This is a genomic window from Acidobacteriota bacterium, assembly GCA_035471785.1.
Classification (GTDB): domain Bacteria; phylum Acidobacteriota; class UBA6911; order RPQK01; family DATIPO01; genus JANQFM01.
Genome location: DATIPQ010000098.1, coordinates 97,635 through 120,772, shown reverse-complemented (window position 1 = coordinate 120,772; position 23,138 = coordinate 97,635). Strand labels below are relative to the sequence as shown.

The window sequence follows — 23,138 nt, the reverse complement described above, 5'->3', positions numbered from 1 at the left end:
TGAGCCTGGAAACCGTGCTGGAGCGCAATCCCGACGTGATCCTGACGCCGCAGCCGGCCTCCCGCGACCGCCTGCTTTCGGGGAATGCCAGCCAATGGTCGAGCATCAAAGCCGTCCGCCGAGGCCGAGTCTACCTGCTCGATCAGGACACTTTTTCGCGTCCCGGCCCCCGCCTCATCGACGTGCTGGAACGGCTGGCCTTCGAGATCCTGCATCCGCGGGAAGACTAGTGCGGCATGTCAACGGGCCCCTTACGCTATTGCACGCTTTCAGCGTTCGTTTCATTCAAGACCTCTACCCAGGGTGCCGCTGTGCCGCATTCGCGGCTCGCTCTACCCTGGGCTGGCATATGGCTCGCTTTCAGCGAGCCCGGACTTGAATCTGGTAGAGGAAACCGGAGGACCTGCTCGCCGGAGTCTGGGGACTCGGAGAGAGGAGGCCGAAGTGAACGTTATCGGATGTGGTTTTCACAGGAGACGTCAGCAGATTGCAATGGTCAATCAACAGACAGGGAGGTGATGGTCAGATCAAATGAGCTGTCGGCGGCAAAAGGCCCCCTCCCCCGGGTTTTTCCCTGGACTTCCCCCGACCGGGCTTGGGCTTGCCCTGGGCTTTTTCCCGTCAGAGCAACTGGGCGCGGTGGCGCCGCAGGAGCATGATGAAGAAGGGTCCGCCCAGGAGGGCGCTGATGACGCCCACCGGGATCTCCTGGGTCAGCAGCGAGCGCGCCACGGTGTCCATGACGGTCAGCAGGACGGCTCCGGACAAGCCCGAGAGCGGGATGAGCAGGCGATGATCGGGACCCACGATGAGGCGGACGATGTGGGGCACGATGAGGCCCACGAAGCCGATCACCCCGGTCACGGCCACAGCGGCGGCGGTGAGCAGGGAAGTGGAGAACAAGAGGCGCAGCTTGACCGACTCCACGTCGATTCCCAAATGGGTGGAAGCCTCTTCTCCCAGCAGGAGGGCATTGAGTTCGCGCGAGTGCACCACCAGCAAGGCGGTGCCCAGCACAAAGTAGGGCGTGACCAGGAGCAGCCCCGTCCAGTTGGCTCCCGACAAGCCGCCCATCAACCAAAAAATGACGCTGGCAACCGTCTCTTCGCTGAAGACCAGGATGAGCGAGACCACGGCTGAGAGAAAGGAGCCCAGGGCGATGCCGGCCAGCAGCAGCGTCGCCACCGGAACCCGTCCTTTGATGCGCGAAAGGGAGTAGACGATGAAGGTGGCCAGTACGGCTCCGCCAAAGGCGAACAGGGGAATGGTGGGAATGTGGGCCAGCCAGACGTCCGTATTCCAAATCAGGGCAATGACGGCGCCCAAAGCGGCGCCCGAAGAGATCCCCAGCACATAGGGGCTGGCCATGGGATTGCGGAAGAGTCCCTGCAGGGCGGTACCGGAGAGGGAGAGCGCCGCTCCCACCAAGCCCGCCAGCAGAATGCGGGGCAGGCGGACGTCCATCACGATGGCTTGGCGGTTGAGGGGAATCTCTCCGCCCGCGATTCCCGGAAATTGCTGGGCCAGGATGGTGCCGACCTCGCCCAAACTGAGACTCTCCGGCCCGATGGTCAACGCGGCCGCGCTGACCACGGCCCAGACCGCCGCCATCAGCATGATGCGCCTCATGAGGATGCCTCCGATGGAGGCGGGATGGGCCCAGCCTGGCGAACCGGATGGATGCAGGGCGTCCCGAAGACGGGATGGGGGTGAACCTCGGCCTCGATGGCGTAGACGCGCCGCACGATATCGACGTCGATCACCTCGGAGGGCTCGCCGTCGCCCACCAGGCGTCCCCGATGGAGGAGCAGCAGGCGGTCGCAGAACTGAGCGGCCAAGTTGAGGTCGTGGAGAACGGCCAGGACCGCCAGTCCCGTTTCGCGCACCAATCGGCGCAGGTCCTCCAGGAGAGCCATCTGGTAGCGAATGTCGAGATGCGAGGTGGGCTCGTCCAGCAGAAGGATCTCGGGTTCCTGGGCCAGGGCGCGCGCGATGGCCACGCGCTGGCGCTCGCCGCCGCTGATCAGCGTCACCGGACGCTCGGCTAGGTCTTGCAGATGAGTCCGCCTAAGGGCCTCGTCGACGACATGGCGGTCGCGGGGCGTCTCCCGCTGAAATCGCTTGAGATGAGGGATGCGTCCCAGTCCCACCACCTGGCGGACGCTGAAGTCGAAATTGAGGACGGGCTCCTGCTGGACGACCGCCAGACGCCGCGCCAATTCGTCGAGAGGGAAGTCGCGAACATCGCGCCCGTCGATTTCGACGCGGCCTTTCTGGGGCCTGAGAACGTTGCTGATGAGGCGAATCAGAGTCGACTTGCCCGAACCGTTGGGGCCGGTCAGGGCCACCAATTCCTCCCGGCGGACCCGCAACGACACGTCCTCGATGACCGGTTCGCGGTCATAGGCGGCCTGCAGTCCGTAGGTTGCGATTCGCGCCATCAGTGGTTCGCCATTCCTGTCTCACCGGAGTTGTCTTGCCAACCGCCATGCCGCACCCTCTGGTTGGGAAGGCGGCTCAACGCGGTTGCGATAGCTCGGCTTGAGGCGCCTTGGTCTCGACTTTGACCATGGCCGCCTGGTGGATGCGTCCGCTTTGCTCATCCTGCAGGAAGGCCACCAAGTGCAGGTCTTGGCGGTCCATCTTATGCAGGAACTCGCTGAACTGCTGCTTCTTGGCCTCCTCGGTCTCCTCCAGGTAAGCCTTCAGGTCGTCCTCCAGGGAGGACAGGTCGAGGGTGCCTTGCGTGCCTGCTTGTTGGCCGCCTTTCAGCAGGGTTCCCTGGGCTTGGGGCAGCAGCTTGCGCACCACGTTGTGGTGGAAATAGACGCCGTTGTAACCGATGTACTCGATCGTCCCCTCCACCAGCGCGAGGTGGAGGCGCAGAGCGGACCGGGATTCTCCGGAGGGCTTGGCCCGGGCCTGATAGTGGAGGACGTCTTCCTGCAGATGTCCCGAGACTTCGATCATCCACTCGGGCGCCTCCTCTGCAGCGGCCTCGCGGATCTCCCTCTGGTAGACGCTGAAAAGGCCCGCAGAGCGCTGCTTGCGTCCGCCTCCCATGTGGCGTCCGCTGCCGCCGAAAATGGCCGCCGGGGTGGACTGGACTCCGTAGTAGGCAGCCCTCTCGTAGGCATCGGGGTTCCCCATGGGATCGATCTTGGGGATGTGCAGATGGTACTGAATTGGGACTACGACTTCGTGGGGGTAATGCTCGACCAGTCCGTTGAAAGCGTAGTCGGCTGCCTGGCAGGGGACACATTCTGAACCCGTGAACAGTTCCACCAGTGCCACCTTCTGCGGCTCGGGACCAGTGTAGCGGCCGGCCTGGAAGGGTAGAGGACGCTGTGAAAAAGCTTCGCTGATCAGTTCATCCAGTCCTTCGCTGCTGCCATGGGCCTGGCGGTAGAAGCGTTCCAGGCGCGCCCGGGCGGTGGAGTTGCCGCTGTTAAGAAAAGATTGCAGGTAGAGTTCCTGGGCCCTCTCCAAATCGCCTGCCTGATGGTAGGCGTTGGCCATCTGAAGGGGAATCTGGCCGCTGGTCGGATCGAGCTCCCGAGCCAACTGGAGATAACGTACGGCTTCCTCCGGCTGCTGGCGCAGGAGGGCGATCTCGGCCCGGGTCTGGAGAAAGCGCGGCATGGAAGGCGTCTTGGGATCGGCCTTGGCCAGAACCTCGTCTGAGAAGGCCTCGGCTCTCTCCAGAAACACTTCCTCCCCGGCCAGCAGGGCCGCCACCCGGTCGAGGGCTGTCAGTTGATTCTTGGAATGGACCACGAAGTCTCGGGCGGCCTGCATGGCTTGCGCCTCGGGCACGCCCAGCTCAAGCTGGATTTCGAAGATCTTCTCGTAGGCCTGGGGCACCAGATCGCTCCGCGAATACTGGCGGATGAAGGCATTCAAAGCCTTGACCTTCTCAGCAGGATCAGACAGGGACAGCGCCCGCGTGTAGGTGAGGCGCTCGTCCTGTCCAGGCGGCTGAGGACGTCCCAGCTCTTTGAGGTCGGTGCGCTTCGCCACGAACTCGCGGTTCTGCAAGCCGGCCCCGTCGACTGTTCCCCGGATCTGGTCGTCCACAACTTGTCCGCTGAAGGTCAGTTTTCCAGCCTGAGAGACCAGGGTGACTTGAATTCGCTGTTCTGAAACCTCCAGGGCGTCGATTTCCATGGGGCCGCTGGACTGGACGCTCAGCAACCGGGCCTCCTCTCCCTCTTGAGAGGGCAGCTCAAGGATAAAGGCGGGCAGCATCTGGCCGCTGTCGAGGGCGATCTGGAAGAGCCAGCGCCCCTCCAGTTGGGCGCCCCGGAGCGGGCCCTGCAACGCCATCAAGAGGCAAAGGGTTGCCAGCGTGAAGACCGTAGTCAGAGTGGGACGTGGATTGGATTTGGGCATGGATCTCCTCTCATCGCCGGGCGGCTTGAATTTGGCGGTCCCGGTCGCGCACCAGAAAATGGTTGATCTCTTCCAGCGTCACCAGCGCATCCAGCACCTCCAGCCGTTGGGCCGCCTCCTCTTCAAGCTGCTGCTTTTCTTCCCAGTGAAGGACGCCTTCGATGAGCGCTTCCAGGCGTCGCAAGTACTCGGGGTCACGGGGTGCTTTCTGCTGCAAGGCCAACTTGTCGGCTGCGGCGATGACGGGAAGATCGCCCGATGAACGGGCCCGCAGCTCTTCCAGAGTGTTGAAGATCTGCACCGTTCCCACGTTGAGCAAGGTTCCGGCCCAATCCTTGGGATATCCCGAGAGCAACAGAAAAGCGCATTTGCGCTGGTAGATGGACAGGCTTTCCAGCAATTGCCGGACGGTGTCCAAGGACCGCTCCGCGGAGGGACTGTCCTGGGCGCAACATCGGGCCAAAAACGCCCCGGCCAAGTGAAATACGAACTGAGGCTCGCTGGCCGCCGGCGGCAACGTCAGCTCCTCACTCCCAAGGTCCTGCCACAAGGCTTCGATCAGGTTCTCGCGCTCCTTTGCCGATCCTTGCAGGTAGTGATCGAAATGATTGCGCAAAACGGGGTCGTAGGCCCGACGCATCTCCGCGCGCGGGCGCGATCCGAGTCCGAAGGAGGTCGAAAACTGGAAGCTTCTAGTCATTAACAAGCCTTTCCCGGCTTTCCATTTTAGGGCATCGGAGGGCTAGGCTGCTGAATCGGCCAGCTTGAGGATGCGGTCGGCCAGACCCTGGACGTCGCTGCGGGACCAGATCTGAAGCGCCGGATCGAGGCCCCACGAGGGATCCGGCTGGTCGTCGCTGATCAAGACCTTGACTCCGCTGTGAGAGGCCGCCAGGGGGCGTTCCCCGGTCTCTTCGCGCCACACTTCCAGGCGGGGAGCCGTGGAGTCGATGTGGCCTTCCACCAACACCAAGTCGCAGTCTGCGTAGTGGGCCTGCAGGGAGGCATAGTCGCGCTCGCCGCCCTGGGAATGCAGGAAGAGAGCGGTGACGGCGCCGCTGATGATGGCCCAGGGATGGCCTCCCGCCTGGTGGTGGCGGTGGGAATCCTTGCCGGGCTTGTCGACTTGGTGGACGTGACGGCTGTGCTTGATGGTGCCGACCTTCAGGCCCCGGCCCTGCAATTCGGGCAGCAGATCCTCGATCAGAGTGGTCTTGCCCTGATTGCGTCCGCCTACGATGTGAATTCGTTTCAACGCCATAAGCACCTGCTGGGATCGCGCAATGGTAAGGCACAATGAAAAAGCCCGCTTCCCAGGCTTGTAGGCGTCGGGGGAAGCGGGCCTAAGACTCGACCGGCGTGAGCTGGTTGGCCGCCCTGCGGCCTAGCTCAGCGAAATGTTGACCAAGTCTTCTTCCTTCTTCTTGTTGAGCACCTGCTCTTCGTAGTACTCGCGCACCATGGCGGCTTCGCGGGCCGCTTTGCGGCGGGCCATCTTCTCGTCGCGGGCGGTCTGAGGACGGCCCTTGTTGTCGCGGGTGCGGGCCACGTCGTCGGAATTCAACCTGAGGGCATGCTCGTAATTGTTGAGGTCGACATTCTTGCCGCCGGCGAAAATCTCGTGGCGGCCGTTGTTCTCATACCACTTGGCGACGGTGGCGTTCATGTGCATGTGCTCGATGATGTTGCGCCATCCGTGACCCGTATTGTAGGCGCAGAAGGAAATCTCGCCTTCCTGGGTGGCGTAGGGGATGATGCACATCTCAGTGCGGCGGAAGTCGTAGTTGAAGAGGTCCTGGAACCACATTCCGGCGATGAAGAGGAAGTTCCAAGGATCGTCGCGGCGGTCTTTGCCCGTCCCGTAATCCTTGCCGGAAAGTCCGAAGCTCTTGTCGAACTTCTTGAGGATATCGAGCAGGCGCAGGCGCGGAGGCGCGTTGAAAGGCTCATAGTTCTTGAGCAGCGCCAATCCCATCATAAGGTTCGAGAACCACTTGCCGCGGCCGGCGTCGGTCAGCTTCTGCATGTCGGCTACCAGTCCCGGAATGTTGAGGAACTCGGGAACCGGGGCGGCGTCCTTGGTTTCCTTGTCGATCATGACGGCCGTTCCCACACCGCAGTTGGGATGGCATCCGCAACTGACTTGGCCCCACTCGGCCGAAGGTCCGTGGACCATGTCGGCGAAGTCGGCGAACGATCCCATCAGCGAGAGGGGGAACCAGTCGCGGGTGGGCTCGGTCATGCCGGTTTGCTTCTTCACGTCGCGGGCCATGTGGGAGAGCGTGTAGCGCTGGCGCTGGCGGCGCTCGTCGGTGATCTCCTCATCGCGTCCGGTGAAGGACACCGGCTGGAAGGAAATGAAGGCGATCTTCTTGGGGTTGTCCATGGCGAAGCGGATGATGGGTCCGACCTGGTCGTTGTTGACGTCGTTGACCAGGGTCGTGACCAGCACGATCTCCGTTCCCGCCGCATGGATGTTGTTGATGGCCCTCAGCTTGACGTCGAAAAGGTTGCCGATGTGGCGATGCGAGTTGGCGTCGTTTCCGATGCCGTCGAACTGCAGGTAGGTGTAGCGCAGCCCGGCCTCGGCCGCCTTGCGGGCGAACTTGATGTCCTTGGCGAACTCGATGCCGTTGGTGGCCGCCTGGACCGAGTTGAAGCCTAGCTTGCGCGAGTAACGAATGGCCCGGAAGAAGTGCGGCGAGAGGGTGGGTTCGCCGCCCGAGAACTGCACCGACATCTGACGGCGCGGCTTGATCGTCATGGCGTTGTCCAAGATCTCCTTGATCTCTTCCCACTCCAGTTCGTGCACGAAGCCCACCTGGTTGGCGTCCATGAAACAGGGATCGCACATCATGTTGCAACGGTTGGTCAAGTCGACCGTCAAAACGCTGCCGCGTCCGAACTTGATGGTGGAAGAGCCGTGGTTGTGCAGGGCTTCGTCATTGTGGGCGCGGATGTCGCGTCCGGGGAAATTGGACTCGATCCAGGAGAGAAACTTGGAGTCGATGGCCATCACGTCTTCATACTTGCCGTGGATGGGGCATTCCTTGACCATCAGGATCTTGCCGTCGCGCTCGATCACCTTGGCCTTGACCTCGCCGACCTTCTCCTCGATCAGCACCGTGTAGTCTTCTTCGCCGTTGAGAATCCGCTCGCGGGCTTCGATGACGCACTTGGGGCAGAGAGAGTCGGTCTCTCGCGGCCAACCCAGCGTCGGCTTCGATTTTTCCCACGACTTCAGCAAGGGCTTGTCCGACCACTTGGGCGTGAAGGAGGGATTGGGTCGATGCTTATTGAAGAACTGGATGGCGTCGAAGGCCGCCCCGGCCGTCTTGGCGATGGCCTTGTCCACGTACTTCCACTTGCTGGGCTTGCGGACCTGAGTGTTGGGCATAGCTGGCTTCCTTTCTGCTCGGCTGCTATCTCTGCGACTTGCAAATAACTCGTATCGTCGCTTCCAAATGTCTCTAAAAACAAAGGCACGCTTGAAAGCGTGCTGTTGTGGCATGCGCAATCTTACTGTGCCCCGAACGTGCCGTAGTATCTCGCTCCTGGTCAAATAATGCAAGTCGAGACGGAAGTGCGGGGTGGCTCACTTTGGCATTTTTCAATAAAGTGATCCTTCCGGCGGCGATTGCGCCTGCTTCGGACGGCTTGTTAGAATAGAGAGTCGCCGATTTTGCCTGAGGAGGGCTGTTATATGGATTTCACAATCACCGAAGAGGCGCAGGAACAGATCCGCGCCGCTGTCGATAAACAGAGAGATCAAGATCCCCCCAAGACCACGATGCGCGTGGAGGCCTCGGCCAACGGGAGTCCCGACTTCGCCTACGGCTTGAGACTGATCAGCGCCGAGGAAGAAAACGAAGACGACCTGATCCTCGAGCTGGAAGGCATCCGCGTGGCCATCGATCCGGGCAGCGCCAAGAACCTGGAAGGAGCCGAACTCGATTACGAAGACCGCATCGTCCGCAGCGGCTTCAAGTTCAGCAACCCCAACAAGCCCGAGACTCCCTCCATCGGAAGCGGCTCGCGCGACGATTTGTCGGGTCCGGTTGCGGAAAAAGTGCAGCGTCTGATCGATACCGAACTGAACCCCGCCGTTGCCGCCCATGGCGGTCACATGACTCTGGTGGGAGTCAAGGACGACAAGGTTTATCTGAGCTTCGGCGGAGGCTGCCACGGCTGCGGAATGGTCGACGTCACACTCAAGCAGGGGGTGGAGACCCGCATCCGCGAGCTGATCCCCGAAATCGTTCAAGTGGTGGACACTACCGACCACAGCAGCGGCGAGAATCCCTTCTACGCTTGATCGCAATGCCGGCAGGACGGCAAGCCGCCTGGCATCAGCACTCGGAAGCCCGGCAAGCACTCTTGTCGATTCAACGCTAAGAGGCGGGCTGTTGGCGCACAAACCCTCGCCCCGCTGACATTAAAGCGCAGATTTTTCGAACGCTTTGTGGTACAACTGAAGGTCCGCCCAGGCGGTTGAGCGTCCGCGGGGAGAGAGGTTCCGCGCAGCGCTCGGGGTTTGTGGCCAGAGAGATTTTTCTGTATAAGGAGTGCTTTACCAGGGGAGGATGGCTGCCTCATGTCATGGAATCGACTGCTGTTCACAATTGCCGGTTCGTTTTTGTTCCTAGTCGCCAGTTCCTGCAGCGACGCCAATTCAACGCCTGACCACACCAGCAACCGGGGCATCACCCGGGCCGCCTCACTGCGTTTCGAAGCGCCCTTGCTTTACCAGCGCGGTGAGGAGACCGTAGGATTAGAAGCCCGCCTCGTAGAAGCCGCAATGGAGCGGCTCAACGCGCCCCGCCGGGCCCAAGGCTCGCGTCCGCTGGAACTGATGTGGGTCGACCGCCAGTACGCAGAGCGGATTCCGGCCCTGGCCAACGCCGAGGTGGAGATGGCGGCCAGCGTCCTGGCCGTGACCGATGACAGGCGCTCCAAGGTCGACTTCAGCGAGTCCTACTACACTTCGGAACTGGCCCTGGTCATCAATCCCGGAATGGCCGAGTTCACCGCCAAGGAAATGTCGGGACGCAAGATCGGGGTGCGCGCGGGTACCGCCATCCAGGATTTCGTGGCCCAGCAGCATCCGAAAGCCGAGATCGTCCCTTTCCCCAGCCTCGACCCCGCCCTTTTGGCCTTGCGCCGCGGTGAAATCGAGGGCGTGGTGGACGACGTCAACATGGCCGCCTATGCGCTGGACACGGTGGCCGTCATGAAGAATATGGAAATTATGCCGGGCAGCCTGGGCAGCTTTGAGATCGCCCTGGCCGTACCCAAAGGCAGCACTACTCTGCTCAACGCCATCAACGGCGCCATCAGAGAGGCCCGCGAGAGCGGCGAACTGCAAGCCTGGATGGAGGAGCATATCGGCGAGCGCACCCAGAAAGTGCGTCAACGCCACCAGGACCGCCTGAAGCGACAGCGCATGGCGGTTCAGCCGCGCAGCTTCGTGCTCCGCATCAGCAAGGAAAGCCAGAGCCCCTTTGACATTTACAAGATCGCCAACCTGACCTTCTCGGTGCGCGGAGAGGGCGACAGCATCACGACCTCCAAGGTCAACTTCAACAAGCGCACGGGCTACGTCAGCGCCAGCCTCAAACCGGGCCGTTACCAGCTTTACCTGCCCAAGGTCTTCGGCAACTCGTCCCTGGGCGAAGTGCTGATCAAGTCGGATGACGGCGCAAGGGTCAACTACAACCTGGTCTTTCGGGCCGACAGCAGTGTTTACCTGAGGGCCGCCAACTGATTGGCCGGGGCCGAGGCCTTCACCTCGAGGCGGTTGCGCTTAGAGCGACCTCTCGGGTAATCTGAAGAGCCTCGACAGCCGAGGTGGGGATGAGTCTAGGAACAACGCCCAATCAGATGCCGTCAGCCCTGTCCGCTCCCTTGCAGCGGACGGAAAGCGGTCGATTTGCGGCTTATTGGGCCCTGACCAAGCCCCGAGTCACTTTCATGGTGGTGCTGACCGCCCTGGCGGGTTATGCCATGGCAGCGGTGGGCAGTCTCGACTGGGGCCTGCTGCTGAACCTGGCGCTGGGCACGTTCTTCATCGCAGGCGGAACGGCAGGACTCAATCAGGCCCTGGAAGCGCAAGCCGACGCCCGCATGCAGCGCACCGCCATGCGTCCCCTTCCGGCCGGCAGCATAGACCCGCCTGCGGCGCTTTTCTTCACCACTGTGCTGGTTTTTTCGGGCGCGCTATATCTGGCGCTGCTGGTCAGCCCCTCCAGCTCTTTGCTGGGCGTACTGACCGCCTCGCTTTATCTCTTCGTCTACACGCCCCTGAAGTCGCACACCATCTGGTGCACGACCATCGGCGCCATTCCGGGCGCCATCCCGCCGCTGATGGGATGGGCGGCCGTGCGCTCGCCCTTGGAACCCGGCGCTCTGGCCCTCTTCGCCCTGCTCTTCTTCTGGCAGTTCCCCCACTTTTACGCCATCGCCTGGATGTATCGCGACGACTACCGCAAGGGGGGATTCAGGATGCTGCCTCTGGCCGACGGCAGCGAAGGGCGCACCGCGCGCCACATCACCGTCCACAGCGTTTTGCTGATCGCCGTATCGCTCTTGCCCTTCGTGGTGGGAATGACAGGATGGCTCTATCTGGCGGGCTCCCTGGCGCTGGGCTGGATTCCGCTCAGAGCGGCCTTGAAAGTCAGCCGCCAGCGCACGCCCCAGGCCGCCGCAGGCGTCTTGAGGGCTTCGGTGATCTACCTGCCCCTGATGCTCATCTTACTGATCGCCGGCAAGCTTTAGCCGCTCGATGAGCATGAAGGTGATGTCGTCGGTCTGATCGTGCCCCTGAGTGAATTCCTCCAGGGTCTCGAAGATCTTGTCCTCCACCGCTTCGCCGCCGGATGCTCCGCTGTTTTTGAGCAATTCGATAAGCCGCTCTTCGCCGTACATATCCTCGCTGGGATTCTCGGCTTCGGTCAACCCGTCGGAATAGACCAGCAGAATGTCGCCTGGGTCGAGGCGGAAGGGATGGGCTTGATAGGTGGCGAACTCGAAAGCTCCTAGAATCAGGCCGGCCGAGTCGAGCTGGTCGACGGTTCCGGAGGCCGACCGGAAGAGAAAGGAAGGGTTATGCCCGGCGCTGATGAACTCGCCTGCGCCGTCCTCCCTGTCGAGCGTGAAGAAGAACAGGGTGCAGAAGCGATTGGCCTGGGAACGTTCGCAGGTAAAGCGATTGAGTTCGTTGAAAGCCCTGTCGGGCGGCGCCCCGGCCCTGAACTGCATGTGCAGCGCCCCCTGCAGGCTGGAGCTGAGCAAAGAGGCCGAGACGCCCTTTCCTGACACGTCGGCCAAGATGCCGCCCAGCTTCCCGTTGGGGAGATCGATGAAGTCGTAGAAGTCGCCGCCCACGTGGCGGGTGGGACGGCTGAAGGCGCGTATCAGGAATCCTTCGACCTGAGGGACTTTCTGGGGCAGCAGCGTGACCTGAGTTTCCCGCGCCAGAGCCAACTCGCTCTCCAGCTTCTGGCGTTCCTGCAGTCCGCGGATCATCTCGATCTTCTCGATGACGTTTCCGGCTTCGTCGGCCAGCCGGCTGAGGATCTTCTGGTCGAGGCCGGAGAGAGCGTGCATGGTTTTGGTGCTGTCCAGATAGAGGATGCCCAGTAGCTGAGGCGTGTCCGAATCGGGGGCGATGCCTGTCAGCGGCATGCAGGCCACGGCCCGCAGGTTCATGGCTACGATGCTCTCCTGCTGGGCGAACTCGCCGGATATGCCCTCGGTCATGAAGACCGGCTTGCCCTCCTCGGCCACCTGCTTGACCACCGACTGACTGGTGCGGAAATCGGCCTCGGAAAGCACGTTGCCCTGGTGGTCGAGTCCACGGGCGTATTCAAATCCCCGCTCCAGGCGCCTGAGCACGTAGCCGCGTTCAGCTCCGCTGATCTGCAGGGCGCTGGCCAGGATCTGATGGAACATGGCCTCGCCCGAGGTGTGCTGGCCCCACTGATACTGGAAGTCGAGGAGCAGAGAGAACTTCTCCAACTCCGATTGCCCGGTTTCCTGAGAGGGCATCATGCGAGTCAGGTTCATGAAGGCCGTCTGCATGGCCTCGGCCTCCGAGCTTTCGACCGGATCTTCTTCCAGCGGCGGAGCGGCATCGCTGTAGAAAACGATCTCGACCTGGTCGCGCCCCACGCCGATGCGGTCGCCGGAACGAAGGTTCTGACGAGGTTCGGCACGGCGGCCGTTGACGTAAGTGCCGTGGGTGCTGTTGAGGTCGGCCAGAAAGCAGTCATCCCCCTCGCGGATGATTTTGGCGTGATGGCGCGAGATGTAGGGGTTGGGCAGCACGATATCGGAGTCGGACTTGCGTCCGATGAGCACTTGGTCGGACTCGATTTCGAACCACTTCTCCCCTCCCATCGGGTCCTTCCAGTTCAGTTTCGGATTGCTCATAAGACGCTCTCCAGAGAACCGTCATTGTGCGCCATGCCGCCCGCTTGATGCAAGAGTCTGACCGGCGTTTCGGGCGAATCAGACTCGCCCTTGCCGGGCGGTCAAGAGGTTTTGGAATCGAGATTACGAAGAGTGGCGCGCAGGCGGGACTGGGTCGAGGCCGAGAACCAGCAGTCGAGAAAATCACGCCGTCGGTGCGGGGAAGGAGGGTCGATCTGGCGCAGCAAGGGGGCCAACAGAAAGTCTTTGGAGGTGCGGAAGGCGGCGGGATCTCCGGCGGCCAGCCGGCGGGCCAGACCGTCCACGGCGGAGGGCAGCTTCTCTTCCGACTCAACCTGGTCGATCCAGCCCATGCCAAGGGCCTTTTCAACCGGGTAGTTCTCCCCCAGCCAAAGCGGACGACGGGCCCGCGAGAATCCCAGCAGATGCCGGAAGACCTGCTGGGCCGTGTAGGGAACCGCCACCGAGAAATTGAGGGGAGTCATTCCGATGAGGGCGCCGCGGCGGGCCAGGCGGAAATCGCAGCAACTGGCCAAGATGCATCCCCCTGCCAGCGCATCTCCATTGAGTTGGGCCAGCACCGGCTTGGGATGGCGCAGCAGGGACACCATCAATCCCTCGAAGGCCTCGATCATGTCCTCCATCTCGGCCCGTTGCAAAGCGCTCACCTGACGCAAATCGAATCCGGGCGAAAAGAAGCGGCTTCCCTGGCCGCTGATGATCAACACCCGGCTGCCGTCGTCCCGGGCGTGGGACTCGAGGGCGGCGAGAAGCTCCGCGATGGCTAGTCGGGTGAGAGTGTTGTGGCGGCTGGCCAGTTCGAGACGGGTGCGGTCTTGCCCGGCTTCCAACAACAGATGAGCGCTAGCGTTCACGGGGCCATCCCTAGTCGAGCCCAAGCTCTTCGATCAGTTCTTCGAAGGCCGCCCGGCCGCGCAAAGGATCCATCACCGGATCGACCTTCAGATAGACCGCCTCGGCGGCACGGGTGCGCACAGCTTGCTGGATGAGTCGCAGAGCCTGCTCCTCATCTCCCAGTCCGAGCTGCACAAGAGCCATCCAATAGGGCCGCGATCCCCATTCGCCGAGAACCAGTTCGCGGCCTGGGAAGGGCGCGTCGGGTGCGGGCGGCTCGCGGGGGACGGAAGGCGGAGCGGGAGGAAGGGGCGGAGGCGCCGAACCCTGGCTTGGCCGAGGACGCCGGTCTCGCCCCACCGATTGATTGTAAAGGGAAAGGCGCCGCAGGTGAGCTCCGGGCCGTGACAGATTCCGCAAGACTCTCTCGACTTTGTCTCTGTCGCCGCTGCGCCCGTAGGCCAGTCCCAGCACGGCCATGGCCTGATGGCGGGCGGGATTGAAGGCCTCTTGCGGATCGCCGCCGCGCAGCCGTCCTTCAAGCACCTCGACGGCCGCCCGGGGACGTCCGGCGCCCAAATGGCTGAGGGCCGTGTATTGCTCGGCGAAGAGGCCCGGCGAACCTTTCGAGTCGGCTTGTCCCAGAACGTCGATGGCCTGGTCGTAGCGCCGCTGGAAGTAATGGACGCGGCCCAAGTCGAAGAGCAGGGCGGCGGAACCGGGCTTGAGGCGCATGGCCTTGCGCAGCGCATTTTCAGCCTCGTCCAACTGTCCCGTCGGGACCAAATAGTCCATGGCGTACTGCTGCAGCGTCTCCGCCGAACGCGGGTTCATTTCCATGGCCTGCTCGAACTCGTCTTCAGCGCGGTCCCAGTCGCGCTCGAAACGAGAGTAGACGGTGGCCAGCACGCCGTGGACTTCAGCGTTGCCCCGCTTCAGGTCGAGCAACTTGACGGCGGCGGCCTTGGCCATCGGCATGACCACGCCGGGATCGAGATGCCCCGCCGCCCCGGCGCTGGAAAGCGCTTCGGCCAACCCCTGCTGGGCCTTGACGAAGTCTTTGTCGATCTCCAGAGCCTTGAGGTAGCTTTCGATCTGATCCCCCACCTCGGCGGCATCGCGCTCGGCCATGCGCTTTTCGCTTGGCTTGTGGCGGGCCTCCAGGTAGTGGTTGAAGGCTTCGGGATCAGGAGCTGAACCCTCTGCCAGGAAGTCGGGCTCGCCCGTCCATTCATAGCCCAGCCGCTGCACCACGTTAGAGGCCACCTGCTCCTGAAAGGCGCCGGAACGGGAGAAGGGCTCCTGGAAACGGTCGCCCCAAATCTGGAATCCCTGGCGGGTATCGAGCAGGGTGGCCTGCACGGTGACCGTCTCTTCACGCCGCGACACCCGCCCGCTCAAAACCGCGTCCACCTGCAACTGCCGCCCCGCCTCCAAGGGATCTTCGACGCTGCCCTGGTAGCGGCTCACGGTACTCCAAGCCATCACCTGCAATTCCTCGACCTGGGAGAGGCGGTTGATCAAGCCCTCTACAACCTCCTTGCTCAAATAAGCGAGTTGAGTCGAGCCGTCTGAGCCGTCTTCCGCGGCCTCTTCGAATTGAAAGGGCAAAACTGCCAGAGAACGCACTGGTCCGGCCTCCCGGCCGGAATCGGAGCCGTCCCAAAAAAGTGTACCGGCGTAGAAGAGCAAGGCCGCCGCCGTCAGGACAGCAAGGGCGTAGAGGGCGGGCCGGATAGAGGCGCGCCGCCCTTGGCCCGGGGGAGGGCTGTGCGTCGATGACGGCTCAGGCATGGGCGTAAAGGCCGCGCTGTCGGCGGCCCCCAAGGCGGCCTTCAACTCGGCCCGGACTTCGCGGGCACTCTGAGGACGCTGACGCGGATCTTTGCTCAGGCAACCCCGCACCACCTTTTCGAGCTGCAGCGGGATGGACACCCCCGACTCGCCGGTTCCCGACACCTCGTCGCGCAGGATGGCGGCCATGATGTCGCTGGACGTCTCTCCCTGGAAGGCCCTCTGCCCCGTGATCATCTCGAAGAGAATGGCGCCCAGCGAGAAGATGTCCGAGCGCTCGTCGGTGGGCATGCCCCGCACCTGCTCAGGCGACATGTATCCCACGGTGCCTAGAACCGTTCCGGGCTCGGTCTTGGTAATGGCGGTAGGGGCCGAGGAATGAGGGCCCAACTGCTGTACGCCTTCTACGCTGGCCAAACCGAAATCGAGGATCTTGATTCGCTCGTCCTCGGTTATGAAGATGTTCTCGGGCTTGAGATCGCGATGGATAATGCCCTTGGAATGGGCGGCGGCAAGCCCTTCGGAAAGAGCCATGCCGAATTCGGCGGCCTGCTGCCACGATAGCGGCCCTGAGGAGAGGCGGCTGCGCAGGCTCTCGCCTTGCAGCAACTCGCTGACGGCATAGGGCTTCTCGTCGATGAACCCGAAATCGAAGATGGAAACGATGTTGGGGTGCGACAAGGCCGCCACGGCCTGGGCTTCGCGTTCGAAGCGTGCCCGGGCCTCTTCGTTGTCGACATGGCGCTGGGGCAGCACCTTGATGGCCACGTCGCGCTGCAGCCGAGTATCGCGGGCTCGATAAACTTCGCCCATTCCTCCCGCGCCAACGGTGTCCAAGATCTTGTAGGGACCGACTTTGCTGCCTATTTCAAGTGACATGGCTGTGAAGGGGACGACCAAGTTACATTACGACACTTGTAGAGGAAAGTTTCGCCTTTCTAGGGCCACTAGGTGGCCAACAAGTTCACACCCGAATCAAGAGGCTGCTCGCTACTTCTAGTCCGCCAACCTGGCGTAGGCGCCGTCATAATAAAGCAAGGGTTTGCGGTCGCTGCGGAGCACGGCATTGGTGACGCGGCCCACCAGAATCTTGTGGTCGCCTCCCGGATAGCTCTGCACGATATCGCATTCCAGCCAGGCCAGGCAGTCGGCCAGCAGCGGGAGCCCGTTCTCTCCCTGAACGTAGTCGAATTCGGTTCGGTCGGTGCTGGGCCGGGAAAAGAAGACGGAAGCGTCTTCCTGTCCCTCGGCCAGGATGTTCACGCCCATGCGTCCGAAGTCTTCGAACAGCTCCAACCCGCTCAGTTTTTGGTCGAGACACACCAGGACCATCAAGGGGTCCAGCGAGAGAGAAGTAAAGGCGGTTACCGTAACGCCGTATGGGCAACCAGCCAAGCCCTGGGTGGTGACCACCGTGACGCCCATGGCGTAATTCCTCATGACAGCGCGAAACTTTTCCGCCGACAATGCCATACTCGCGTCTCCCATACCATGGAAGAGTCTACAACACCCGCTCCTGCGGGCGCGAACCTCGTTCATCAACCCGCACAGCCGTCAGGTGAAAGGGCCGGCAATCTGCTATTCTGAGCCCGACATCCTGGAGAAGCCATGAAAAAGATCGCCATCGCCGTTGTCGTCGTCCTGCTGCTGGCCTTCCTGACAGTAGGTCTGTTTATCGATTCCATCGCCGCCTCGGCTATCGAAAACCAGGGCAGCCGCGCACTCGGTGTGGCGGTTCATGCCGGCTCGGTGGACGTGGGCATACTCAGCGGCGGATTCAGCCTGTCGGGACTCGAAATCGACAATCCCGAAGGCTTTCAGTCGCCCCATCTGGCCCGGGTAGGCGACCTCCATCTAGACGTCTCCCTGGGAACGCTGCTGGCGGACAAGATCGTGGCTCCGCGCCTTCACGTCAGCAATGTCGAAATCTGGGTTGAGGGCTCCCGAGGACGCACCAACATCCAGACGATCCAAGAGAACCTGCGCAAGCACCGGTCGTCGGACGACTCCGCCGACGGAGGCGGGGGCAAGAGGTTCGTCATCGAAGAAGTCGTGGTTGAAAACATCGTTGCCACCGTCAATCTCCCGCCCTTGGCACAGGGTCTCAAAGTCGAGGTCCCCAAGGTGACGCTTGAGAACGTGGGCGGCGGCGAAGGCGGCGAAGGAGTCACTCAGGGCCAACTGGTACAGCAGATCATCAGCCGAATCGCCGAACAGGCCCGGCGGGAAGCCATGCGCAATCCCGAAGGTACGATCGACCGCATCAGGGACCTGATCAACAAGTAACCTCCTCCTCCTGCATGTCGATCAACCGCGTTCAGATCGTCGATGAGAACTTCCGTACCCGCGTAGGCCAAGCTGCCTTCAAAAGGGTCTCTTTTCTTCCCCACGACCTGTTGGTGAGGAACTCCCGGCTGACCGTTGCAGCCGCGGTGGAGCTTCTCGAGTGCCAGATCACCAGCCGCTGGCTCGACTACGTCGCCCGCGAACTGAAGGCTGAGGGCAAGAGCTTCTACACCATCGGCTCGGCGGGACACGAAGGCAACGCCATGCTGGGACAGCTTACGAGTCCCACCGATACGGCCTTCCTGCATTACCGCAGCGGCGGATTCTACCTGGCCAGGGCCCGTCAAGTGGCCGGAGAAACCCCCATATTCGACACTTGCCTGGGCCTGTGCGCTTCCAGGCAGGACCCCATCTCGGGCGGACGCCACAAGGTCTGGGGCAGCCTTGGCCTCAACATTCCTCCCCAGACCAGCACCATCGCCTCTCATCTGCCCAAGGCGGTAGGCTACGCCTTTTTCATGGACCGGCGGCGCCGTCTCGACCTGATGGGTTGCGGAGGAGTTCCCCGCGACGCCATCGCGATCTGCACTTTCGGAGACGCTTCGGTCAACCACTCCACCGCTTTGGGAGCCCTCAACTCGGCCTCCTGGGCCGATTTCCAGCGCTTGCCGGTTCCCTTGCTGCTGGTCTGCGAAGACAACGGCATCGGCATCTCGGTGCGGACGCCGGGGGAATGGGTCGACAAAAACTACCGTCATCGCACGGGACTGACCTACTACAAGTCCGACGCCCTCGACATCTTCAAAAGCTACCGCGAGATTGAGGAGGCGGTGGCCTATTGCCGCAGGACGCGGCGGCCGGTCTTCCTTCACCTGCGCACCGTGCGCCTTTTGGGCCATGCCGGCACCGACATCGAGCTGTCTTACAAAAAGCGGGAAGAAATCGAGGCCCAGGAAGCCCTCGACCCGCTCATCCAAACGGCTTTGGGATTGATCGAGCGGGGGGTGCTCTCGCCGGGAGAAGTCCTCGACCTTTACGATTCCATAGCCGAACAGGTGCGCGCCGCCGGGCGTGAAGCCTCGCGCCGGGATCGCCACAGCAGCGCGGCCTCGGTGATGGCTCCCCTCCTGCCCGAGACCCCGCCGCGCCTGCCCAGCCCCGTCAGCGCCGACCGGCCGACGCGCCGCAGCCATTTCAGCAAAGGACTTCCCGAGGACTCCAAGCCGCGTCACATGGCCCAACTCATCAACTGGGGGCTGCAGGACCTCATGCTCAGCGACCGGCGCATTACCGTTTTCGGGGAAGACGTGGCGCGCAAGGGCGGCGTTTACAACGTCACCGCCGAGCTTTACGAGCGCTTTGGCGTGGGGCGGGTCTTCAACACCCTGCTCGACGAGCAGGCCATCCTGGGACTGGCTATCGGCGCCGGACAAATAGGCCTGCTGCCCATCGCCGAAATTCAATATCTGGCCTATGTCTACAACGCCGTTGACCAGTTGAGGGGAGAGGCCTGCTCGCTGCAGTTCTTCTCTCAGGGCCAGTTCCGCAATCCCATGGTGGTGCGCATCGCCTCCTTCGCCTACCAGAAGGGGTTCGGAGGACACTTCCACAACGACAACGGATTCGCTTCGCTGCGCGAGATTCCGGGCATCATCATCGTCACCGCCAGCAACGGGCCCGATGCTGTACGCGCCATGCGCTGTGCCGTCAGCCTGGCGCTTGAATGCGGCGCCGTCGTGCTCTTCCTGGAGCCCATCGCCCTTTACATGGCCAAGGACCTAACCGGGGACGACGACTGGCTCTTTCCCTACCCGGCTCCTCAGGAAACACTCGACTTCGGCCACGTCAGCTTTCACGGCCGGCAGGAGGCCGAGATTCTGGTTATCAGCTATGCCAACGGATGCTACCTGAGCCGACAAGCTCAGCACGACCTTTCCCGGCAGAGCATCGAATTTGCCATCCTGGAACTGCATTTCCTGACGCCGCTCAATCGCCAGGCGATCGTCGACGCCGCACGAGGACGAAAAAGCGTCATCCTGGTGGACGAATCACGCCGAACCGGCGGACTGTCGGAAGAAATCGCCGCCCTGCTGTGCGAGGCCCTGCAGGACGAAATGCCCCATCTGACGCGAGTTTGCGGAGAGGACACTTATATCCCCCTGGGGACGGCCTGGGAATACGTGCTCCCCTCGCGGCAAAGCATCGCTCAAGCCGTACGGCAAAGATGGGAGGTTCTGCGTGGCTAGGATCGTGCTGGTGGCCCCCGGACGGGGGACCTACGGCAAGAGCGAGTTGGGCTACCTGAGCCGTTTTCAGGAACATCCGCGCTTTTCAGAGCGAGAGCGGCTGGTGGGAGAGGCCGACGAAATGCGCCGTCGGCGAAGCCAGCCCACCGTCAGCGAACTGGACGCCGCCCAACGCTTCAGCTCCGCCCTTCACCTGCCCGGCGAGAACGCATCGGCGCTCATCTTCACCTGCACGGCCGCCGATGCCGCCCTCCTCAATCCCGATCACGAAGTGGTGGCCGTGGTGGGCAACTCGATGGGATGGTACAGCGCCCTCTATCTCTGCGGCGCCCTCGGTTTCGCCGAGGCCTTTCGACTGGTCAATGAAATGGGCTTGCAGCAGCGCGGCAACGTCCGTGGCGGACAAATCATCTATCCGCTGGTGGAAGACCACGACTGGCGCCCCCGGCGCGGGAGCCTGGAGAAGGTGTTGGAGTTGGCCCGCTCGGTCAGCGACGACGACGCGCAGGCCCTCGCGGCTCAAGGAGAGCCGCCGTCCGAGAGCGCCTGTTGGGCCGGATTGTCGATCCGCCTGGGAGGCTATGCGGTCCTGGGCGGCACTCCGTCAGGACTGGAGGCCATGAGTGAAAAGCTGCCCCCGGTCACCCGCAACGGCCGCCAATTCCCCCTTCAGCTCGCCTACCACAGCGCCTTCCACACCCCCCTGATGGAGCCTCTCTCCCGCTTCGCCCGGCGAAAACTCAACGACCTGGAGTGGCATCAGCCCCACACCCCCGCCATCGACGGGCGGGGCGCTCAGTGGAAGCCTATGCAGACCTTGGCCGAGGCCCTCTCCCTCTACACCCTGGAGGAACAAGTGCTTCGCCCCTTCGATTTCAGCGCCGCCGTGCGGGTGGCGGCCCTGGAATACAATCCCGACCATTTCGTGCTGCTGGGCCCGGGAGAATCGCTGGGCGGAGCCTTGGCCCAAGTCCTCATCGCCGAAGGCTGGCGCGGCCTGAGCGACCGTGAGAGCTTTCAGAAGGCCCAGCGAAGCGGCCAGCCGCCGTTGATCTCGCTGAATCGCCTAAATCAAGCGGCTTCAATCATTTAGCGCCCTTCCGCCGTCAAGGTTAAAAGCGATGTTAGAATGAGGCCGTTTGCAATTCAAAGGAGAAGCATGAGCGAGAATATCGAATACAGCGTGGAACTCAAAGAAGACCAATATGAATGGCTGCGGGAGATGACCGAAGAGCACGGCCTCATCGACGAATCGAAGGCGGTACGTTGCCTGATCGACTTCGCCCGCGAGAAAAGCGACCTGGAGTCGGACATTTTTGAAGAGATCCGCTGCATGAACTGCTGAGAGCATGGGACGTCCACGCAAAAAGGGCCGCTTGACCCTGTTGCTCCTGCTCTTAGCGGCCCTTACCCTGACAGTCTTGGTGATCGTCTTCAGGGACGAGATATTTCCGGAGTACTCGCCGGCCCAGCGGGGTGCGCGTCTGATGGAGGAGGCCGGCTGCTGGTCCTGCCACAATCCCGCCTCCTCGGGAGCGTTCAATCCGGCCAAGGATGATTCCGCCCAGGAGTATTCGAGCATCCCCTCTCTCTTCAGCCAACGCATGTCGATCGCCGAGATGCGCCAATGGATCGCCGACGGCATCACCGACGAAAAGGAGCACTCCCAGGTCTACATGGCCTCGCGCCAGCAAGAGGCGCTGAAGATGCCGGCCTACAAACATCACCTCTCGGTCGAGCAGATCGACGACATCATCGCCTATCTGGCCCTTGAACAATATCGCTATGAAGTCGACCAGGCCCTGCGCCAAGGCTCCGACTACCCGCTGACGCCAGGGGAGGCTCTAGCCCATCGGATGGCCTGCTACTCCTGCCATGGAGCGTTGGGTCAGGGCGGCATCGGCAACCTCGATTCGCTCAAAGGTTACATCCCCGGTTTTTTCGGGGACGACTTCGACGCCCTCACCGGCGCAGGCGAACGAACTCAAGTGCTGGAGTGGATTCGCGACGGCGCCTCCCAGGCCTTCCTCGATCAGGGCTTCCTGGGCTTCAGCCCCGGCCGCTACTTTCAGCAGCGGCAGGCCATCGACATGCCGGCCTACGCCGATCACATGAGCGAAGAAGATCTGCAAGCTCTGACCGATCATGTGCTGGAACTGCGCGCCCTGGGTCCCCTCACCGCCCGCCAGTTCTTGCGGGAGAAGCCCCTGGGCCGGACCGACGCCGCAGACCCGGCCGAGGGCGAGGAGCCGGTCCGAACGGACGATCTCACCTCGGCGCGAAACTCTGATGCCGATTATTCCCTCTTTTACCAGGTGCGTCCCATTTTGAGGCGTTGTCTCAACTGTCACGGGCCCGGCGAGCAGAAGAGCGAATTCCGCATGGATACGCGTGAGCGGATGCTGGCAGGCGGCGAAATCGCCGAGTTCATGGAGCGGAAAGCCGTGGTGCCCGGAGACCCCGACGCCAGCATGCTGGTTACTTTTATCGAGGCCGACGAAGAGGATCCCTATAACGAAATCTATCCCATGCCGCCCAAGGGTGATCCGCTGACTCCCGGCGAGATCGAGTTGATCAGACGTTGGATCCGCGAGAACATCCCCTGGCCGCCGGGAGAAGAACTTCTTCCCCCCGAGGAAGAGGAAAATTGAGTTTACGTCCACCCCAATAAGCCCCTGAACGGAGTCGAACAGATGAGCAGAATCCTTCTCGCACTTTCGTTGCTGATAAGCGCTTCCCTTCCTGCTGCGGCCGCTCCTCAAGATGAGGAAAAGCCCGAGATCGTGCAGCGAATGGAGAACATGAACGACATTCTGCGCCAGATTCGTCGTCAATCCCGCGACGCGGCCAACAAGGCTTCGGTGCTGGAGTTGATCAAGGAGTTCCGCCTTCATGCCTTGGCCGCCCAGAAGGAAAAACCGCTGAAAACAGCCGACCTGCCCGAGGAGGAACGTGAAGCCTTCGTCGCCGAATTCCGCCAGACCATCGACAAGATGCTGAGCACCTTGGACGAGTTCCAGGCGGCGGTGGAAGCAGGCGATAGCGAGCAGGCCGGCCAACTGTTAAGGCGTCTCTTCGAGTGGAAAAAAGAAGGCCACTCCCAGTTCCGCGTCCAAGACGAGGATCCGAGTTAAG

20 protein-coding genes are annotated in these 23,138 nt (G+C 62.3%); 10 read left to right on the top strand and 10 right to left on the bottom strand.

Annotation, left to right across the window (positions count from 1 at the left end):
• A partial coding sequence (locus tag VLU25_14405) for a hypothetical protein (GenBank protein HSR69124.1) occupies positions 1-230 on the top strand: 230 nt, incomplete at its 5' end.
• A gap of 391 nt (positions 231-621) precedes the next feature.
• Here the strand turns inward: VLU25_14405 and VLU25_14400 are convergent.
• From VLU25_14400 to VLU25_14375, 6 genes are all read right to left on the bottom strand, one after another.
• The gene (locus VLU25_14400) at positions 622-1,629 is read right to left on the bottom strand and encodes an iron chelate uptake ABC transporter family permease subunit (protein ID HSR69123.1); all 1,008 of its coding nucleotides are present in this window, start codon (positions 1,627-1,629) and stop codon (positions 622-624) included.
• Positions 1,626-2,441: a heme ABC transporter ATP-binding protein gene (locus VLU25_14395; GenBank protein HSR69122.1), complete on the bottom strand. Its 816-nt coding sequence runs from the start codon at positions 2,439-2,441 to the stop codon at positions 1,626-1,628. Before VLU25_14395 ends, VLU25_14400 begins: the two co-directional genes overlap by 4 nt.
• 76 nt (positions 2,442-2,517) lie before the next feature.
• Positions 2,518-4,392, bottom strand: a complete 1,875-nt coding sequence (locus VLU25_14390) for a tetratricopeptide repeat protein (GenBank protein ID HSR69121.1) — start codon at positions 4,390-4,392, stop codon at positions 2,518-2,520.
• A gap of 10 nt (positions 4,393-4,402) precedes the next feature.
• Positions 4,403-5,092 (bottom strand): hypothetical protein, encoded by a 690-nt coding sequence (locus VLU25_14385; GenBank protein ID HSR69120.1) that lies wholly within the window; start codon positions 5,090-5,092, stop codon positions 4,403-4,405.
• A gap of 42 nt (positions 5,093-5,134) precedes the next feature.
• The gene (gene mobB / locus VLU25_14380) at positions 5,135-5,653 is read right to left on the bottom strand and encodes a molybdopterin-guanine dinucleotide biosynthesis protein B (GenBank protein HSR69119.1); all 519 of its coding nucleotides are present in this window, start codon (positions 5,651-5,653) and stop codon (positions 5,135-5,137) included.
• A gap of 123 nt (positions 5,654-5,776) precedes the next feature.
• On the bottom strand, positions 5,777-7,789 hold the full coding sequence (locus tag VLU25_14375) for a radical SAM protein (protein ID HSR69118.1): 2,013 nt from the start codon (positions 7,787-7,789) through the stop codon (positions 5,777-5,779).
• A gap of 306 nt (positions 7,790-8,095) precedes the next feature.
• Between VLU25_14375 and VLU25_14370 the strand changes: the two genes are divergently transcribed.
• From VLU25_14370 to cyoE, 3 genes are all read left to right on the top strand, one after another.
• Positions 8,096-8,707, top strand: a complete 612-nt coding sequence (locus VLU25_14370; protein ID HSR69117.1) for an iron-sulfur cluster assembly accessory protein — start codon at positions 8,096-8,098, stop codon at positions 8,705-8,707.
• 279 nt (positions 8,708-8,986) lie between these two features.
• Positions 8,987-10,156, top strand: a complete 1,170-nt coding sequence (locus tag VLU25_14365; GenBank protein ID HSR69116.1) for an ABC transporter substrate-binding protein — start codon at positions 8,987-8,989, stop codon at positions 10,154-10,156.
• An 89-nt stretch (positions 10,157-10,245) separates the two neighbouring features.
• Positions 10,246-11,166: a heme o synthase gene (gene cyoE, locus VLU25_14360; GenBank protein HSR69115.1), complete on the top strand. Its 921-nt coding sequence runs from the start codon at positions 10,246-10,248 to the stop codon at positions 11,164-11,166.
• Here cyoE and VLU25_14355 read toward each other — a convergent pair.
• From VLU25_14355 to VLU25_14340, 4 genes are all read right to left on the bottom strand, one after another.
• Entirely contained in the window at positions 11,143-12,822 is a 1,680-nt protein-coding gene (locus VLU25_14355; GenBank protein ID HSR69114.1) for a SpoIIE family protein phosphatase, read from the bottom strand. The genes cyoE and VLU25_14355 overlap by 24 nt on opposite strands.
• Before the next feature lie 101 nt (positions 12,823-12,923).
• Positions 12,924-13,697, bottom strand: a complete 774-nt coding sequence (locus VLU25_14350; protein HSR69113.1) for an enoyl-CoA hydratase/isomerase family protein — start codon at positions 13,695-13,697, stop codon at positions 12,924-12,926.
• 10 nt (positions 13,698-13,707) lie between these two features.
• Entirely contained in the window at positions 13,708-16,350 is a 2,643-nt protein-coding gene (locus VLU25_14345; GenBank protein ID HSR69112.1) for a protein kinase, read from the bottom strand.
• Positions 16,351-16,467: 117 nt separating this feature from the next.
• Entirely contained in the window at positions 16,468-16,911 is a 444-nt protein-coding gene (locus VLU25_14340) for a flavin reductase family protein (GenBank protein ID HSR69111.1), read from the bottom strand.
• 168 nt (positions 16,912-17,079) lie between these two features.
• Between VLU25_14340 and VLU25_14335 the strand changes: the two genes are divergently transcribed.
• From VLU25_14335 to VLU25_14310, 6 genes are all read left to right on the top strand, one after another.
• Positions 17,080-17,757, top strand: a complete 678-nt coding sequence (locus tag VLU25_14335; GenBank protein ID HSR69110.1) for a hypothetical protein — start codon at positions 17,080-17,082, stop codon at positions 17,755-17,757.
• A gap of 14 nt (positions 17,758-17,771) precedes the next feature.
• Positions 17,772-20,003 carry a thiamine pyrophosphate-dependent enzyme gene (locus VLU25_14330; protein HSR69109.1) on the top strand — a complete coding sequence of 744 codons (2,232 nt, stop codon included), beginning with the start codon at positions 17,772-17,774 and terminating at the stop codon, positions 20,001-20,003.
• Positions 19,996-21,096 (top strand): ACP S-malonyltransferase, encoded by a 1,101-nt coding sequence (locus tag VLU25_14325; protein HSR69108.1) that lies wholly within the window; start codon positions 19,996-19,998, stop codon positions 21,094-21,096. The genes VLU25_14330 and VLU25_14325 overlap by 8 nt, the downstream gene beginning before the upstream one ends.
• Positions 21,097-21,162: 66 nt before the next feature.
• Positions 21,163-21,348, top strand: coding sequence for a hypothetical protein (locus VLU25_14320; protein HSR69107.1), 186 nt, complete (start codon positions 21,163-21,165; stop codon positions 21,346-21,348).
• Between the two features lie 31 nt (positions 21,349-21,379).
• Positions 21,380-22,654: a c-type cytochrome gene (locus tag VLU25_14315; protein HSR69106.1), complete on the top strand. Its 1,275-nt coding sequence runs from the start codon at positions 21,380-21,382 to the stop codon at positions 22,652-22,654.
• A gap of 42 nt (positions 22,655-22,696) precedes the next feature.
• Entirely contained in the window at positions 22,697-23,137 is a 441-nt protein-coding gene (locus VLU25_14310; GenBank protein HSR69105.1) for a cytochrome b562, read from the top strand.
• Position 23,138: the final 1 nt, after the last annotated feature.